Source organism: Naasia aerilata (assembly GCF_030296595.1).
Lineage (GTDB): Bacteria > Actinomycetota > Actinomycetes > Actinomycetales > Microbacteriaceae > Naasia > Naasia aerilata.
Map to the genome: position 1 here is coordinate 885,139 of NZ_AP027731.1, position 16,296 is coordinate 901,434.

Annotated in this window: 19 protein-coding genes; 5 read left to right on the plus strand and 14 right to left on the minus strand. The window is 70.9% G+C overall.

Annotated elements, in window-relative coordinates; genetic code table 11:
• Nucleotides 1-30: 30 nt before the first annotated feature.
• The 10 genes from QUE51_RS17800 to QUE51_RS04905 form a co-directional block, all read right to left on the minus strand.
• Nucleotides 31-543 carry a hypothetical protein gene (locus tag QUE51_RS17800; RefSeq protein ID WP_350226716.1) on the minus strand — a complete coding sequence of 171 codons (513 nt, stop codon included), beginning with the start codon at nt 541-543 and terminating at the stop codon, nt 31-33.
• A complete protein-coding gene (gene fliF, locus QUE51_RS04865; RefSeq protein WP_286278498.1) occupies nt 540-2,171 on the minus strand; it encodes a flagellar basal-body MS-ring/collar protein FliF in 1,632 nt (543 codons plus the stop codon). The genes QUE51_RS17800 and fliF overlap by 4 nt, the downstream gene beginning before the upstream one ends.
• On the minus strand, nt 2,171-2,476 hold the full coding sequence (gene fliE, locus QUE51_RS04870; RefSeq protein ID WP_286278500.1) for a flagellar hook-basal body complex protein FliE: 306 nt from the start codon (nt 2,474-2,476) through the stop codon (nt 2,171-2,173). Before fliE ends, fliF begins: the two co-directional genes overlap by 1 nt.
• A complete protein-coding gene (locus QUE51_RS04875) occupies nt 2,476-2,868 on the minus strand; it encodes a flagellar basal body rod protein FlgC (protein ID WP_286278501.1) in 393 nt (130 codons plus the stop codon). The genes fliE and QUE51_RS04875 overlap by 1 nt, the downstream gene beginning before the upstream one ends.
• On the minus strand, nt 2,868-3,209 hold the full coding sequence (locus tag QUE51_RS04880; protein WP_286278503.1) for a flagellar basal body rod protein FlgB: 342 nt from the start codon (nt 3,207-3,209) through the stop codon (nt 2,868-2,870). Before QUE51_RS04880 ends, QUE51_RS04875 begins: the two co-directional genes overlap by 1 nt.
• A 170-nt stretch (nt 3,210-3,379) precedes the next feature.
• Complete coding sequence (locus tag QUE51_RS04885; protein ID WP_286278504.1) at nt 3,380-3,664, minus strand: hypothetical protein; 285 nt, start codon at nt 3,662-3,664, stop codon at nt 3,380-3,382.
• Nucleotides 3,657-4,079 carry a flagellar export chaperone FliS gene (fliS, locus tag QUE51_RS04890; RefSeq protein WP_286278506.1) on the minus strand — a complete coding sequence of 141 codons (423 nt, stop codon included), beginning with the start codon at nt 4,077-4,079 and terminating at the stop codon, nt 3,657-3,659. Before fliS ends, QUE51_RS04885 begins: the two co-directional genes overlap by 8 nt.
• Nucleotides 4,076-5,482, minus strand: a complete 1,407-nt coding sequence (gene fliD, locus QUE51_RS04895) for a flagellar filament capping protein FliD (RefSeq protein WP_286278508.1) — start codon at nt 5,480-5,482, stop codon at nt 4,076-4,078. Before fliD ends, fliS begins: the two co-directional genes overlap by 4 nt.
• 81 nt (nt 5,483-5,563) lie before the next feature.
• Entirely contained in the window at nt 5,564-6,688 is a 1,125-nt protein-coding gene (locus tag QUE51_RS04900) for a flagellin N-terminal helical domain-containing protein (protein WP_286278509.1), read from the minus strand.
• A gap of 107 nt (nt 6,689-6,795) precedes the next feature.
• A complete protein-coding gene (locus tag QUE51_RS04905; RefSeq protein ID WP_286278510.1) occupies nt 6,796-7,620 on the minus strand; it encodes a sigma-70 family RNA polymerase sigma factor in 825 nt (274 codons plus the stop codon).
• Between the two features lie 317 nt (nt 7,621-7,937).
• Here QUE51_RS04905 and QUE51_RS04910 point away from each other — a divergent pair, with 317 nt between their 5' ends.
• Genes QUE51_RS04910 through QUE51_RS04930 form a run of 5 tightly spaced genes read left to right on the plus strand, consistent with a single transcriptional unit; the run spans nt 7,938 to nt 11,133 of the window.
• The gene (locus QUE51_RS04910) at nt 7,938-8,423 is read left to right on the plus strand and encodes a flagellar protein FlgN (RefSeq protein ID WP_286278511.1); all 486 of its coding nucleotides are present in this window, start codon (nt 7,938-7,940) and stop codon (nt 8,421-8,423) included.
• On the plus strand, nt 8,424-8,771 hold the full coding sequence (locus QUE51_RS04915; protein WP_286278512.1) for a flagellar basal body protein: 348 nt from the start codon (nt 8,424-8,426) through the stop codon (nt 8,769-8,771). It begins immediately after the preceding gene.
• Between the two features lie 2 nt (nt 8,772-8,773).
• Nucleotides 8,774-9,844, plus strand: a complete 1,071-nt coding sequence (locus tag QUE51_RS04920) for a flagellar hook-associated protein FlgK (RefSeq protein WP_286279258.1) — start codon at nt 8,774-8,776, stop codon at nt 9,842-9,844.
• Nucleotides 9,845-9,850: 6 nt separating this feature from the next.
• Nucleotides 9,851-10,744, plus strand: a complete 894-nt coding sequence (gene flgL, locus QUE51_RS04925; RefSeq protein ID WP_286278513.1) for a flagellar hook-associated protein FlgL — start codon at nt 9,851-9,853, stop codon at nt 10,742-10,744.
• A complete protein-coding gene (locus tag QUE51_RS04930) occupies nt 10,741-11,133 on the plus strand; it encodes a flagellar assembly protein FliW (RefSeq protein WP_286278514.1) in 393 nt (130 codons plus the stop codon). Before flgL ends, QUE51_RS04930 begins: the two co-directional genes overlap by 4 nt.
• A gap of 1,100 nt (nt 11,134-12,233) precedes the next feature.
• Here the strand turns inward: QUE51_RS04930 and QUE51_RS04935 are convergent.
• The 4 genes from QUE51_RS04935 to pilM all read right to left on the minus strand — a co-directional run bounded on the left by QUE51_RS04935 (nt 12,234) and on the right by pilM (nt 16,252).
• Nucleotides 12,234-13,775, minus strand: a complete 1,542-nt coding sequence (locus QUE51_RS04935) for a hypothetical protein (protein ID WP_286278515.1) — start codon at nt 13,773-13,775, stop codon at nt 12,234-12,236.
• A gap of 80 nt (nt 13,776-13,855) precedes the next feature.
• Entirely contained in the window at nt 13,856-14,542 is a 687-nt protein-coding gene (locus tag QUE51_RS04940; RefSeq protein WP_286278516.1) for a type IV pilus inner membrane component PilO, read from the minus strand.
• Nucleotides 14,539-15,321 carry a hypothetical protein gene (locus QUE51_RS04945; RefSeq protein ID WP_286279496.1) on the minus strand — a complete coding sequence of 261 codons (783 nt, stop codon included), beginning with the start codon at nt 15,319-15,321 and terminating at the stop codon, nt 14,539-14,541. Before QUE51_RS04945 ends, QUE51_RS04940 begins: the two co-directional genes overlap by 4 nt.
• Complete coding sequence (pilM, locus tag QUE51_RS04950; protein WP_286278517.1) at nt 15,248-16,252, minus strand: type IV pilus assembly protein PilM; 1,005 nt, start codon at nt 16,250-16,252, stop codon at nt 15,248-15,250. Before pilM ends, QUE51_RS04945 begins: the two co-directional genes overlap by 74 nt.
• Nucleotides 16,253-16,296: the final 44 nt, after the last annotated feature.

A 16,296-nucleotide genomic window follows, 5' to 3' on the forward strand; every position in this document is an offset into this window, starting at 1 on the left:
CGCGCTGCTTGAGCACGGTGGTCAGCACGCTCACGGCCTCCGGCGTCGCGGTGCCCATCGTCGCGATGCACTGCGCGACGTCGACGCGGACGCTCGGGGGAGGCGCGCGAGCACCGACGACGCGAGGTCGGGCCGCACCCGGGTGAGCACGAACGCGGTCGTCTCCGGCAGCTCGCCGTCGAGCAGCGAGGACACCTGCATGGCGTCGGCGTCGTCGAGGAACTCGAAGGAGGTGCCAGAGTCGACGCGGTCGAGCAGGCCCGCAGCCTTCTCGGCGCCGAAGGTCGCCTCGAGGAGGCCGGCCGCGAAGTCGCGGCCGCCTCGGGAGTTGCGCCCACCGGTGACCGTCCGCTCGGCGAAGTCGCGGATGGCGCCCTCGGCGACCTTGGAGTCCACGTTCCGGAGCCGCACGATCTCGGCGGTGATCTCCTCCGCCTCCTGCTCGCTGAACTGGCGCATCACCACGGCGGCGCGCTCCGTGGTGAGGTTCATCAGGACGAGGGCGGCCTTCTGCGTTCCGCTCAGCTTCGCGGGGGCGCTCATGTGAGCTCCCGTTCATCCATGAGGGCCCGCAGGTAGTCGGCGGTCTTCTCGGGATCGGCGGCGGCGAGGGCGTTGATCTCCGCCTGCAACTGCTCGAACTCGTTCGGCTCTGCGGTCAGTCCGCGCGGCGTGTAGGGGATGGTGGCGGGAGCCTCGAGCGGCCAGGCCTGGCCGCCGGGGTCGAGCGGCAGGCCGGCGCCGCCTGCGACGGGTGCGGTCGCGACCGGGAGGTCGCCGAGGTCCAGCGGACCGGACTTCGGGTCGCGGCGGAACAGCTTGCGCAGGATCATCAGGAGGACGACGAGGCCGCCGATCGCGACCAGCGCGATGGCGCCGGTGGTGATGAGGTGGGTCAGGTTCTCCTGCGACTCGGCGTCCTTCGCCGCCTTGAGCGCCTCGGCCGCGGCATCGGCCGCCGCCGTGGAGAACGAGGCCGTCTCGACGGTGACCTTGTCGCCCCGGTTGGTGTTGATGCCCGCGGCGGAGGCGACCAGGTTGCTGATCGTGGTCTTGTCGATGCCCGTCACCTTGTCGGCGTTGACGGCCACCGAGATGGTCTGCCGGCTGATCGCGCCGGCCGGGATGCTGCGGGTCTCGGTCACCTTGTCGATCGCGTTGTTCTTGACCGCCGACTCGTTGACGTAGGAGCCGTCGGTCCCCGTGGCGGCGGCGCCGCCCGTCGCGGGCACCGCGATGTTGTCCGGCCCCAGGACGCCGGCCTTGGTGCCGCTGCCGTCACCCGTGTAGGTCTCGCTGGAGGAGGACTCGCTGAGGACGGGGGCGTTGTCCGGGACGTCGTAGCTCTCCTCGACGCGCTGCGCCGACTCGTTGCTGACGTCGGCCGAGACCACGACGGTCGAGTTGCCGGGGCCGACGACCTGGTCGAGCATCGCCTGAACGGTCTGGCGCACCCGGGACTCGTAGTCGCTGGCCTGCTGTCCCGCGCTGCCGGCCGCGCCGGTGCCGACCGACGACAGGAGGTTGCCCTTGGAGTCGACGACGGAGACGTTCTCGGCCTTGAGCCCGTCGACGGCGGCCGAGGTGAGGTGCACGATCGCCTGGACCTGGTCGGCCGACAGGGTGCCGCCCGTGGTCTCGAGGAACACCGATGCGGTGGGGTCGGCCTTCTGCGAGACGAACACCGACTCCTTCGGGATCGCGAGCTGCACCGACGCGGTCTTGACGCCGCTCATGGCCTCGATCGTCTTGGCGAGCTCGCCCTCGATCGCGCGCTTGTAGGTGACGTCCTGCTGGAACTCCGAGGCGGTGACGCCCATGGAGTCGAGGAGCGCGTAGCCCGTGGTCCCGGCACTCGGGAGACCGGCTGCCGCCGCGGTGAGCCGCTCCTTGTCCACCTTGTCGGCGGGGACCATGATCGTGGATCCGCCGTCGGCGAGCTCGTACTGGACGCCGTCCTTGCCGAGCTGGTCGACGATCGCGCTCGCATCCTCGCCGGACAGGCCGGAGAAGAGGGGCGAGTAGGTGGGACGCGTCAGCCACGCGCTCAGCGCGATGCCGCCGAGGACGAGCACGGCGACGGCGAGGATCGCGAGCGTGCGCTGAGCGATCGTGAACTCGCGGATGGCCCCGAGGAGGCGGCGGAGCGCGCCGGACATCTGGGCGGGCATCAGGCCTGCATCCGCATGATGTCGTTGAACGCCTCGACGCCCTTGTTGCGGACGGCGGCGACGAGCTCCATGGTCACCTGGGCGCGCGTGGCGGCGATGGTGGCCTGGTGGATGTCGCTGAGGTCACCGGTGACCGCCTTGACCGCGAGGGTGTCGGAGGTGCTCTGCGTCGCCTGGAGGTTGTCGACGGCGGAGGTGAGGGCGCCTTCGAAGCCGCCGCCCGAGGGGGCAGCGGGGGCACGGACGGCCGAGAGGCCGGAGACGCCGGAGAGGCCCGAGAGGGCGCCGATCGCGGGGATGGTCATCAGGACCTGCCGATCTGCAGTGCAGCCTCGTAAGTGGTCTTCGCGCGGTCGACGACCGCCGCGTTCGCCTCGTAGCCGCGCTGGGCCATGATGAGGCTGCTCATCTGCGCCGAGAGGTCGATGTCCGGCATCCGGACCAGCCCGTTCTCGTCCGCGAGCGGGTTTTCCGGGTTGTAGACGAGCTGTCCCTCGGCGCTGCCGAGCTGCGTGCCCGCCACGTACACGCCGGTGTTGCCGGCCCCGGCCGTCGCCTCGATGAACCGCGCCTGGAAGGCCGTGTCACTCGTGCGCGACGCCGTGTTGACGTTGGCGATGTTGTCGGAGATCGCGTCCAGCCACTTCCGGTGGACGGTGAGGGCGGAGCCGGCGATGCCGATCGCGTCGAAGGTCATCAGTTGGTCCTCATCGCCGTGCGTGCTGCCGAGAACTCCGCGTCCACAGCGCGCGACGCGAACTGGAACCGCAGGACGGTGTCGATGTTCGAGAGCGTCTCGGTGTCGAGGTTCACGTTGTTGCCGTCGAGGCGCGTCGGCTCGAGGGACGAGGAGGTGCTGATCGCTGCCGTTCCGCTGCCCTGGCGCACGCTCTTCGCGAGCGAGTCCTCGAAGGACACCCTCCGCGCGTGGTAGTCGGGGGTGTTCACGTTCGCGATGTTGTTCGCGATGGCGCGCTGGCGCTCGGCGAGCCCGTTGAGGGCAGTCGTCAGCGCCGTAGTCGTGACCGATTCGAACACGTCGTCCTGTTCCGTGGGGTGCGGTAGGTGCGGCCGATCCGTGGCCGGGGAACGAGCGGTCCGTGCTCTTAGGGTCAACTCTCGGTTGAAGGAAGCGCGGTGGTTAGTTGCGCCGCACCCCCGACCTAGGGGTTAAGGGGGCGTCGGGGGCCGAGAACCCCCGCCGATCGTTACGCCGTGGCGTCGAAGTAGACGGCGCGCTCCTCCCGGACACCGGCGGTGTGCCGGCGCGCGGATGACATCTCGGCGAGCACGCGGATGCGCTCGGACTCGAGGTGGCCGAGGGCTTCCCGCTGGGCGTCCAGGAGCGCCGAGGCGCGCGGTGCGAGGTCAGCGGGCAGCGGAGGCAGCCCGGTGGGCGGTGCCCAGGGAGCGATGTCGCCGAGACGCCCCTCGAGGAGCGCGATCACGCGGAGCTCCAGCTCGTCGAGCTGGGCGACCCACGGGTCAGGCAAGCGCCTGGCCCTGCAGGCCGAAGGCCGGCGTGCTCGTGCTGCTCACCGTCGCGGCCGCTTCATGCCACGCCTTGCGCAGCGGCTCGAGGAGGGTGATGCACTCGCGGGTGCGCGTCACGTCCTTGTAGACGTTCGCGCCGATGAGCGCCTTGGTCACGAAGTGGTAAAGGGCGAGGAGGCCGGGGCCACCCTCCCAGAGCTCGGGCTTGAGCGAGTCGGTGAGGCTGACGACGATCTCCTGCGCGTGCAGCAGGTGCTGCGCTGCCGTGTCCCACGCCTCGGCGACCTGGGCGGTCTCGGCACGCTGCAGGTCGAGCAGCAGGCGGTCGTAGAGCATCGTGAGCAGGCGCGCCGGCGAGGCGGACAGCACGGCGTCCCGGTTGTAGAGCGCCCGGGCGGCGGCGATGTCGTTCACTTGGAGCTCGAGGAGGAGGACGAGGTCATCAGGTTTCCCAACTGCGACGACAGCCAATCGGACTGCGATTTCATGGAGGAGAGCGCGGTCTCCAGGGCGTTGTACTGCTTCTGCAGGATGTCCTTGCGGGCGGCGAGGCGGAGGTCCCAGTCGGAGATCTGATCGTTCAGCGAGGCCACCTGCTTGTCCTGGCCGGCGATCTTCGAGGTGATGTAGCCCTTGGTGCTGTCCGAGGCGGCGGTCGCCGCGGTCGCGATGCGGCCCGCGACGGTCTGGAACTTCGCGGCCGTGCCGGTGGGGTCCTTCTGCAGTGCGGCGGAGAACGCGGCGGAGTCGAACTGGACGGTCCCGTCGCGCGTGATCTTGATGCCGATGTCGTTGAGCGAGGTGCTGTCGACCGGCGAGGTCGCCGCCGAGAGGAGCGCGTCCTTCAGCTGCCGGATGGCGGAGTCGCCGGTGAAGCTGCCGGCCTTGACGGTGGTCCCTGACGTGGTGCCTGCCGTGACGGAGGTGGTGACCGCGGTGTTCTTGTCGATTCCGCTGAAGATCGCGATGAGGCTGTTGAAGAGGCCGGCCGCGACACCGGCCGCGGCTCCGGTGTCCTGCGCGGTCGTGAGGGTCACCGGGGTCGCCTCGGCCGACGTCACCGTGACGTCGAGCCCGGGGAGCAGGTCGGTGAAGGTGTTGCTGGAGGACGTGATCGTCTGGGCGGCGGCGGTGCCGCCCCAGAGCGTGACCGACGCGTCGCGAGCTGCGGTCACCGTCGCCGCGCCCGTCTCGGTCGAGAGGTCGACGGCGGTGCCGGCGGTCACGTCGGCGGCCGAGCCGCGGTAGACAGTGAAGCCTCCCGACGCGCCCGATGCGGTCGCGGTCAGCTGGAGCCGGTAGAGCTTCGTGCCGCCCGTGTCGGTTCCGGCGGAGACGACGGTGGCGGAGACGCCCTTGCCCGCGCCGTTGATCGCCGACGCGACGTCGGCGAGAGAGTTCGTGGCGGCGGTCACCGAGGTGGCGGTGCCGTCCGCGTTCTTGATCGTCAGCGTCGGCGGGGTCGAGGCCCACGTGCTCATCGCTGCGGTGACGGTGATCTGCCGCTGCGCGGTCTGATCCACGGCGAAGGTCAGGCTGCCCGGGGCCGCCGTGTTGCGCGCGGTGGCAGTCACGCTGGCCGCGCTGCTGGTCGTCTTGTAGACGGCGAGCGACGTCGCGGTCGACGCCGTCTTGGCGGACGCGGCGACGGCCGCCACTGCGGTGTTCAGGGAGCGCAGGTCGGTCGCGAAGGCCGTGGTTGCGCTGAGGGTGCTCTTGAGTGTGACCTGGGGGCGCGCTTCCAGCGTCATCAGCTGGTTGATGATCGACGTGGTGTCGAGCCCGCTGGCCAGTCCGTCGATGCCGAGGCCTGCCATGGTCGTCCTCCTCCTCCGTTCAGGTGAACGGGTGAGCCGGCGGCGCGGGCACGAGTGCCTGCGCCGCCGGCTGCGGTGTTCCTAGCCCAGGAGCTTGAGCGCCAGCTGCGGCGCCTGGTTCGCCTGCGACAGCATGGCGGTACCGGCCTGGCTCAGGATCTGAGCCCGCGTGAAGTTGACCATCTCGGACGCCATGTCGACGTCGGTGATGCGGCTCTTCGACGCGGACAGGTTCTCGATCGCCACGTTGATGTTCGCGATGGCGCGGTCGAACCGGTTCTGCACGGCACCCAGGGCCGAGCGCTGCGTGGACACGGTGTCGAGCTGGGCGTCGATCGAGGTGATCGCAGCCTGCGCGCCGGCAGCCGTCGAGAAGTCCATGCCACCCGCGACAGCGGTCGCGGTGGAACCACCGGTACCGATGGCGGCCGGGGTGCCGATGACGCCACCGAGGACGGTGCCGCCGGTCTTGCTCGTCACGACCAGCTTGTTGCTGCCGTCGATCGAAGCGGAGAAGTTGGCCTGGAAGTTGGTGTCCGAGTTCAGCTTGTCCGCGACGCCCTGCACCGTGGTGTAGGTGTTGACGGCGCCCATCGCGACGGTCACCTGAGCGGTGCCGTTGTTGACGGTGAAGTTGCCGGTGACCGCCGTCGGGGTGACGACCGCGAAGTTCGCGCCCGCCGAGCCGAGGTTGGTGGCGACCGTGGCCAGGTTCGTCATCGTCACGCTGATCTGGCTGTTCGCGTTGCCGTCCGCACCGACCTGGAACTTCATCGTGCCGGCGGTGCCGTCGATGAGGTTCTTGCCGTTGAAGTTGGTCGAGTTCGCGATACGCGTGAGCTCCGACGTGAGGCTCGAAGCCTCGGACGACAGGGCCGTCCGGGCGTCGGTGCTGTTCGCGTCGTTGCCCGCCTGGACGGCGAGGTCGCGGAGGCGCTGCAGGATGGACTGCGCCTGACCCAGGGCGCCTTCCGCGGTCTGCACGACCGAGACGCCGTCCTGAGCGTTGCGAGCGGCGACCGTGAGGCCACCGATCTGCGACTTCAGACCCTCCGAGATGACCAGCCCGGCCGCGTCGTCGGCAGCGCGGTTGATGCGCAGACCGCTCGAGAGCTTCTCGAGAGACGAGTTCAGGCTGTTCTGGTTCGACGTGAGGTTGCGGTACGTGTTCAGTGCCGCGATGTTGGTGTTGATCTGCATACCCATTGCAGTTCCTCCATGAGTTCGTTGTTAGCGCCGGCCCTTCCGTGGTCCGACAGGTTTCCCTATCGGCGCCCCCGGCCGACTTGTTAGCTGATACCCGCTAACGGGGGTCAAGATGCGGCTGACCGGGCAGGGAGCCCGGGCGCCATCTGGCGGCTCATCGCCGCTCCCGCATTCTCAGCGAGGCGGGCGAGGTAGGCGCTGCGCCGCGCGGGAGCCACCCGGGAGTGGGTCTCCGCCTCGGCGGCCGGCTCGTCGGCGTAGTGCGTGGTGAGACCGTCCCGCATGAGGCGCACGGCCTCCGCTCGCTGCTGCGAGATGGCGGAGTGCGTCGCGCCCAGCTCCTCGGCGAGATCCTTCACCGAGCGGTCCTCGAAGTAGATCTGCTCCACGATGTAGCGCATCTTCTCCGGCAGCGCCGTGACGGCCGCGCGGATGTAGCGAGTGCGCTCGGTGTCCATGAGGGTGTCCTCGGGACTCGCGATGTCGGTGGCCAGGTAGTCGGCCACCGTGGTGTCGAGGGTCGAGACGCTGCGGTCCGCATCCACGAGGGCCTCGGTGGCGGTCGCCTTGTCCACTCCGAGGGAGGACGCGATCTCGTCGACCGTGGGCGTGCGCCCCAGAGCGGCGGTGAGGGACTCCTTCACCGCGAGCGACTCCTTGATGCGCTTGCGCGCGGTGCGGGTCGCCCAGTCGGATGCCCGCATCTCGTCGGCGATCGCCCCGAGGATGCGGCGGCGTGCGAAGGCTCCGAACGGCACTCCCAGTGAGGAGTCGAAGGACTCGGCCGCGAGGATCAGGCCGACGGCGCCGGCCGACGCCAGGTCGTCGCGGGACAGATGCGATGCGCGTGAGCAGACGTCGTTCACCAGATATCCGACGATCGCCAGATTCTCTACGACGAGCCGATTGCGCTCGGAACGTGCAGTAGCCAATGCTCCCCCGTGGATCTTCCCCCAGCGGGGAACGCCCGAAGCGAGCCATCCCCCTCGAAGCGATTCCCGGCATACCCCTACGCCGGGCGATCCGCCCCGTCTGCTCAGTCTGCGGGGGGCAGAAGGGGGCAGCGAGTCCCCAGTAGTGGTCGCGTCGACCTCCCGTGTCGCACGAGAGGGAGCGGTTATCATCCGGGCCGCTGCGGGGGAGCAGATGTGCCGTCAGGCTTACCTATCGGCCAGAGGTGCCGACTGTGAAAGGAGATCCGGGAAGTTTTTTCCCGAACACGCCGGACGACATGCGAGGAGGGGAAGCGATGAGCGCCAATGAGCTGTCGACCCTGCTGTGGCGAGAGCGCGAGCTGCTCGAGCTGCTGATGTTCAAGCTCGAGGAGGAGCAGCTCCTGCTCACGACCGGGAAGTCCAAGTGGCTCCCCTTCGCCACCAAGGAGGTCGAGCAGGTGCTCGTGCGCCTCCGCTCCGCCGGGATGGAGCGCACCGTCGAGTCCGCCGTCCTCGCCGCCGACTGGGGCCTCCCCGACGACGCCACCCTCCGCGACCTCGTGCAGCACGCGCCGAGCGACGCCTGGCGCGACATCTTCTCCTCCCACCTCGCCGCCCTCACGAGCCTCACCGCCCAGATCGCCGAGGTGCGCGACGTGAACCTCAGCTACCTGCGCGCCGCCTCGCGGGCCACGCAGGAGACCCTCGCGAACCTGACCACGACCGCGGGCGTCTACGACGACCGCGGCGCTCCCGCCATGGCGTCGAGTGGCGCCCACCTCTTCGATCGGCGGTTCTGAGTGAGCACATTCGGCTCCCTGCAGGCTTCCTACACGGGACTCCAGGCGGCGCGCGCCGGCATGGACGTCACCGGCCAGAACATCGCCAACGCGACGACCGAGGGCTACACGCGTCAGCGCGTCAGCCAGTCGGCGATCGGGTCCTCGACCGCTGCCAGCATCTTCCGCACGGGCATCAACATCGGCCAGGGCGTCCAGGTGACCGGCATCGAGCGGCTCGGGGACTCCATCCTCGACAACCGGGTGCGAGCGGCCTCCTCCACCATGGGGTACTGGAAGGTCGCCTCGTCGGCGATGTCGACGATCGAGACCTCCTCAACGAGCCCGGCACCAACGGCCTGTCGGTGACCATGTCGAAGTTCTGGGATGCCTGGCAGAACGTCGCCAACAACCCCGGCGTCCCCGGCCAGGCGTCGACGCTGCTCGCGCAGGCGGGGCAGACGGTCTCCGCCATCGCGACCGGCTACACGCAGGCCTCGGCCGGCTGGGCGGATGCGCGCACGGCCGCGCAGACCACGGTCGACACCATCAACGACGCCGCCGCACAGGTCGCGCAGCTGAACGACCAGATCCGGCGGACGGTCGCGAGCGACGGCAACGCGAACGAGCTCCTCGACCAGCGGTCCGTGCTCGTCACGGGCCTCGCCGGGCTGACCGGAGCCACCGTCCGCGACAACGGCGACTCCACCATCGATCTCGTGCTGGGCGGCAACTCCCTGGTCTCCGGCACGAGCGCCCGCAAGCTCGCCCTGGTCGGAGCCGCGCGCGTCGAGGACGCGGCGGCGACCCCCGTGCACGTCGAGTGGGCCGGCAGCTCGGTCGCGGTCGACGTCGAAGGCGGAGAGCTGGCCGGCCGCCTGGCGACGCTCGCGGGCGCACAGCCCGGCGGAAACGGCGGCCCCTGGGCCGAGTCCGCGGCGCTCTACAACCGCCTCGCCACCTCGCTGGCGGCGACCGTCAACGGGGTGCACTCGACCGGCGTGACGCCGTCCGGCGCACCGGGCGGCGCCTTCTTCGCTCTCGCCGGCGCACTTCCGGCCGCCCTGGGCCTCTCGGTGGTCCCCACGGGCGTCAGCGGCATCGCCGCCGCTGCGCCCGGCAAGGGCGGCAGCGACGGCACCATCGCCGACGCCATCAGCCGGCTGGGCACCAGCCCGACCGGTCCCGACGCGGTCTGGTCGACCTACGTCATCCAGGTCGGGGTGCTCTCGCGCGCCGCGACCCAGCAGGCGGTCCTCAGCACGCAGGCGACCACGGTCGCCACCACGGCGCAGACCTCACAGTCCGCGGTGGACATCGACGAGGAGACGACGAACCTGCTCATGTACCAGCACGCCTATCAGAGCGCTGCGCGCATGCTGACGACGGTCGACGAGATGCTCGACACCCTGATCAATCGCACCGGACTCGTGGGGAGGTAGCGCCCGATGATCGGACGCATCACCAATCAGCAGCAGCTCGTCTCGGCGCAGCGCAACGTGCAGACGTCGCGCGCGCTGCTGTCGCAGCTGCAGGAGCAGGCCGCCACCGGCCGCGCCGTGACGAAGCCCTCGGACGACCCGAGCGCGACCGCCTCCATCATGCGCGTGCACGCGCAGCAGCGGGCGACCGAGCAGTACGGCACCAACATCAGCGATGGCACCGCCTGGCTCGCCACCGTCGACGACGCCCTCTCCTCGTCGGAGGACATCCTGCGCAAGGTGCGCGACCTCACGCTCCGCGGGGCGAACGAGGGAACGATGACCCCTGCCACGCGCTCCGCCATCGCGGGCGAGCTCGAGGGGCTCAAGAGCGACCTCCTCGAGAAGGCGAACACGACCTACCTGGGGCGCACCGTCTTCGCGGGCAGCTCCTCGGCCGGCACCGCCTTCGCGGCGACGCCTGCGCCGTACACGTTCACAGGAGCGGCGGGAGCCACCGTGCAGCGCCGCATCAACGACTCCGAGACCGTGCGCGTCGACGTGGACGGCGCCGCCGCGTTCGGCACCGGCACCGGTTCCGTCTTCGCCCTCATCGACAACATCGTGACCGACCTCACGGCGGGGACCGACCTCTCCGCTCGCATCGGTCAGCTCGACACCCATGTCAGCGCCCTCACCACCCAGCATGGCGTGGTGGGCACGAGGTACAGTCGGCTGCAGCAGGCCGCGCAGAGCAACCTGACCCAGTCCACGGCCCTGGAGGCGCAGCGGGCGGGGCTCGAGGATGTCGACCCGGCGAAGGCGATCATCGACCTGAAGTCGCAGGAGGTCACGTACCAGACCGCCCTCGGCGTGACCGCGCGGGCCCTGCAGCCCACTCTCCTCTCCTACCTGCAATGAGCGTCATGACACCTCTTCGTCCCGCCACCCTGAACGTCACGTTCACGGCGCCGCCGCCCGGGTTCTCGCCCGTGGTCGACTTCGAGCTCTCCTCGGTGGAGGGCGCCATCGGCCTCTTCACGCTGAAGGACCGCGACGGCGCCGACCTGCGCCTCTTCCTCGTCGACCCGGCCGTCTTCGTGCCCGGCTACGACCCGGAGTTCACCGACGACCAGCTCGCGCCCCTCGGTGCGGACTCCCCCGCCACGCTCGAGGCCTTCGTGGTCGCGACCATGGCCGAGGAGGGCCCGGTCGTGAACCTCATGGCCCCGATCCTGGTGAACCCGTCGACGAACGCGGCGGCCCAGGTCATCCTCGACGACACCCGCTGGCCGCTGCGCGCCAGCTGATCGCGCCGACCGCCGCCTGACCTGCCCGCATCACTTCGGACTAACCGCATCGGTCTCCGGTTGCGGTTAGTCCGAAGCGATGCGGTGGGGTGCCCCATGCGCGCCGAGCGCGGTGCGCGCCCACACCGCGTTCGCCGAGCGCGCCCCGTAGCGACGAACGCGGTCCGTAGACGGGGCGCGTTCGTCGCCACGCACCGCGCTCGGTGAAGGGTCGCGCCGGCGCCGGGACGGCCGCGCTGGGCGTTTTCCGCATCACTGCGGACTATCCGCATCGGTCTCCAGTTGCGGTTTGTCCGAAGTGATGCGGTGAGGTGGCGGCACCCCTCCCGCGGGACGCGGACCGGTGACCGATCCGCGATGTGAATCGGCCTGATGTCGAGGCTTAAGACAGCGGGAATCACGGCCTCACGCTCGCGACACCTCCTCGTGCACGCGGGATCCAGCCCGACTGCGCGGGGCAACACGGAGCGCTGGTCCTCGCCGGCTGCGGCCGCAAAGCACCGAGCGCGGGGTGTACCCACACCGCGTTCGCTGAGCGCGGGCCGTACCGACGAACGCGGTGCGTAGACGGGGCGCGCTCGTCGTCACGCACCGCGCTCGGTGGAGGAGGACGCGCCGAGTGGCGCCTCGCACCGCGCTCGGTGGAAGAGAAGGCGCCCCTCGCTCCTCCCCCGCGCTCGGTGGGGAGAGGGCGTCGCTGGCGCCTCGCCCCGCGTTCGCCGAGCGCGGGCCGTAGCGACGAACGCGGTGCGTAGACGGGCCGCGCTCGTCGTCACGCACCGCGCTGGGTGGAGGAGGACGCGCCGAGCGACGCCTCGCACCGCGCTCGGTGGAAGAGAGAAGCCGCCGGCCCCTCCTCGCCGGCGCTCGACACATGCGCGACAAGCGAGGGGAACGGAAGCGCCAACCTGTGGGACGCGACATCCGCGCCCGGGCCGACCACTCTTCCTGTCTTAAGCCGACTTCACGCCCCGATCCTCCGCACGCTCCGAAGCGGATCCTCCTTCTCGCTCGGGCGCCCACCGTGCTCGAGGGATGGTGCACCGACCCGGACCCGTCCTCCTCCACCAGGCCACGCACCCATGGCCACCTCAACCGCATCACTGCGGACTATCCGCATCGGTCTCCGGTTGCGGTTTGTCCGAAGTGATGCGGGCAGGGCCACTCCCCCACCAACGGGAACGCCCGCCGGCGGAGTGCACCGGCGGGCGTTTCAGCAGGGGTGCGTCAGCTGTCGGCCGCCGCGTAGCCTGCACGTGCGCGCTCGGCCTCGGCCTTCCGCTCCGCCTGCTCGCGGTCGAAGGCCGCGCGCGTCTCGGCGTTCTTCGCCTTGACCTTGCGGCCTCGGGCTGCAGCCGCGGCGCCGAACCAGATCGGCACCTCGCGGGCCACCACTGCCGCCGCGATGGCGGGAGCCGAGAGCGCGACGCGACTGACGAACGCGCCGACGTCGGAGGGGTGATCTGGTTCGCCACCGTCAACAGGGCACTGCCGAGGTAGCCGAAGTAGACGACCACCGCCACGATGAAGCCGCCGATGATCCACCAGCCCCACCCGCCCTTGTTGACGATGAGGGCGAGGACGATCGTCGCGATCGCGAAGACGAGCACGGGCCCCCAGTAGGCCGGGCTGACCACGAAGTTGCCGAACGACTCCACGAACCGGTCGGAGCTCGTGCCGATCGCGATGATGAGCGCAGCGGCGCCCGCCCACACGAGTGCGTAGACGATGGTCGCGAGGATCGCCATGAGGACGCCGAAGCCGCGGTTGCCCTTCTTCTTGGGCGGAAGAGGCGACTCGACGTACACCGTGCGAGGTGCGGGCGGCGCGGCGACCGGCCCGGTGCCGGTCTCGACGACCGGAGCCATCGGCGCGGGGACGGGCGGCGGGACCGGGGTGGTCGCAGGCGCCGCGAAGGTCGGTTGATCCCGCTCCTCCGGGCGAGGCTCGTGGATCGTCATGCGCTCCGGCTCACCCACCGGCTCGGGCCCACGCACCGGCTCCGCCTCGCGCACGGGCTCGGCCTCCCGCAAAGGCTCGGGCTCACGGACGGGCTCGGGCTCGATACGGGTGGTCTCGGACGCGGCAGCGGGCTCCACGGGGACCGCGGCCACACGCTCGGGCTCGCGCTCGAGCTCCGGCGAACGGTCGGGCTCGCGGACCGAGGCCTCCTGGGCCTCCGAACGCCGCTCGGGCACCGGCACGGCAGCGGCGGCGGGCTCGGCGACAGGCGCGTCGCGGGGGTCTAATGGGGCGACCGGCTCGCGCTCCGCCGCTTCGGGGGCGGCGGCGGGCTCGCCTCCGTCGCGGAGCGCGGATGCCTCACGCGACGAGGACACAGGGACGGCCGCGACCCCACGTGCGGACCGAGCCGGCTCCGGCACGTCGGCGGGCGAGTCGTCCTCGATGCCGTCGACCGGACCGTCCGCACGGTGCGCGGGACCGTTCTCGGCGGCGGCGACTTCGGCCGGGTTGTGCAGCACGGCGGTCTCGGCCGGCACCTCGTGGGACTCGACGATCGTGGGCTCTCCGACGGCCGCGGCGTCCGCGCTGGGAGCGGGCTCCTCGGAACGACCGGCGCCCGGACCGGCGGGGCTCGAAGCGCGTCTCGGGGTGCGGCGGGGGGACGTGTCGTCGGTCATGCTGCCTCTTCGCGTCGGCGGAGGGCGCGCCCCCGGAACGGCCCAAGTCTATGACCGGGCCTTCCGGGGGCGAGGGAGGCTCAGCTCGCGTCGCCCGCGGGGGCCGCCTCCGGGTCGAGCAGCACGTAGACGAACCCGGCCACGGTCGCCTTGACCGTGCCCGCGTCGCCGCCCTGGTCGGCGTCGCTCACGCTCGAGATGCGCGTGACCAGGAACAGGCGGTGGCTGGTCTGGATCCCGGACAGAAAGCCGAGGACGCTGTCGAAGCCGCCCGAGACGTCCACCGAGACCGGCACCACGACGAGGTTCGTCTCCGTGATGCGCGGATCAGTGAGGGGCACGAGCTTCGGGTCGACCGCGGGCGCGGCCGCGGCATCGGCCGGAGCGGCGCCGGTGGCGTCGGTCCCGGGCGCCGTGTAGGGCGCGGAGGCGTCGACGGTGAACCGGTCGATGGCGACGCCGGAGGATGCGGCGAGCCCGTTCAGATCGGCCAGGAGGGCCGCCGTGCTGGGCGTCGACGGGACCGACTGCTGGAGTGCAGTGAGCTGCTCCTTCAGCGCGGGGAGGTTCTTGTTCGCCTCCTCGAGCTGCGCGAGCTGCGCGCGCGCCGCGTCGTTCTGGACGCAGACGTCGGCCTCCTGTGCGGCTGCGGCGAGTGCCGAGCCGAGCGCCGGCTGCACCCCGATGAGCCAGCCGCCCACCGCGAGGGCGAGCATGAGCACCACGGCGATGAGCACCTTGGTGCGGTGGTCGAGTGCGAGAGTCACTTGGCGCCGCCTTCCGCGGGGGTGAACCGGCCGGAGTAGGCGTCCGGGCCGACATGCAGGGTCATGTCCACGACGTAGGCGCCGCTCTCGTCGAGCGTCACCGAGTTGGGCACCGCATCCACGAACGCCGGGAGCGTCGCGAGCGCGTCGATCCAGGTGGGAACGTCGGGGAGGGTGGGGCTCATGGCGGTGAAGTTGAGCGTCGCGATGCGCGGGCCCTCGAGCGGCACGGTCGGCTGCTCGTACCCCTCCGTTGCCGTGGCCGAGTCGACGCTCACCGAGGTGAGGGTGACGCCGCCCGGCAGGGTGCCGCGCAGGGTCGACAGGTAAGAGCTCCAGTCGACCTCGGGGGACGCCCCGACGGCCTGTGCGGCCTCGGTGAGCGCGATGCGCTCCTGCACCTGCTTGAGGTCGGCGTACTGCCCCTGCTGCGTCAGCAGCGTGAGCGTCTCGTCCTGGGCGGCGGTCAGCGAGCTCTGCGCCGCGGAGTTGAGGGCGAAGGCGCCACCGGTCGCGAGCACGACGAGGGCGAAGACCACCGCGAACGCGACGCGGAGGAGGCGCCGGCGGCGCTTCTGCTGCTGACGGACGCGAAGCGCCTGCGGCAGCAGGTCGACGCGCGGCGATCCGCCGATGCCGGAGCGGCGCCGGACCGGTTCCGGCGCGACGGGTGCGATCGCCCCGACGGGGGCTCGAGGGTGGTGGTCATGCTGCGCTCCCCAGGGTGAGGCCGAGTGCGACGGCGTAGTCGCCGCGCGAGTCGCTGAACGCCGCCGCATCGACGGTGTCCGCGAGGGTGAAGGTGGAGGCCGGGTCGATGACGTCGATCCGGAGCCGGGAGACCTCGCCGAGCGCCTTCGCGAGCCCGTCGAGCCGTGCTCCGCCGCCGCTGAGGACGACGCGGTCGAGCGCGTCCACGCTGCGCGTGTTGAGGTAGAACGCGAAGGTGTTCCGGAGGCTCGTGAGCAGCTCGCCCGTGACCTCGAACATCGCCTCGACGGCGCCCTTGTCCTTCTGCTTCACGCGGCCCTCGAGTCCGAGGTTGCGCTTCATCTCGTCCGCGGTCAGCGCGTCGACGTCGAAGCGGGTGACGAGCGCCCGGGTGACGTCATCGCCGCCTGCGGGGATGATGCGCACGAACTGCGGGATGCCGTTCGCGACGAACACGACGCATGTCGTGGTGGCGCCGATGTGGACGAGCGCCGTGTGGCTGTCGTCGCCGACGGGCAGGAGCACGCGGGTGAGCGCGAAGGGGATGAGGTCGACCGCGACGGGGTCGAGGCCCGCCTTGACGACCGCGTCCACGTTCGCCTCCACCGCACCTCGCACGGCGGCCACGAGGAGCCCGTTGATGACCTCGGACCCGTCCGACTCGCCCTCGGCGATCGGATAGAAGTCGAGGAGCGCGTCGGCGACCGGCACGGGCAGGAGCTCCTGCACCTGGAACGGCAGCGCCTCGCGGATCCGCTCGAGCGGCATCTTCGGCATCGCGAGCTCCCGGACCAGCACGCGCTGGTTGCCCATGCCGAGGACGACCTTCTTGGTCTTGAAGCCGGCCTCGCTCCAGAGCAGGCGGAGCGCATCCGACACCTGCTCGATGTTGCGGACCTCCCCGCCGAGCACGGAGCCGGGCGGGAGCGGGATCTCGTGGTGGCGCAGGATCACGGGACGCGGTCCGGTGGGCTCCCCCACCTCGACGGCGCGGAGCACCCCTTCCCGAAGTCGATCCCGACGACGCTGGTCTTCGTCATGTG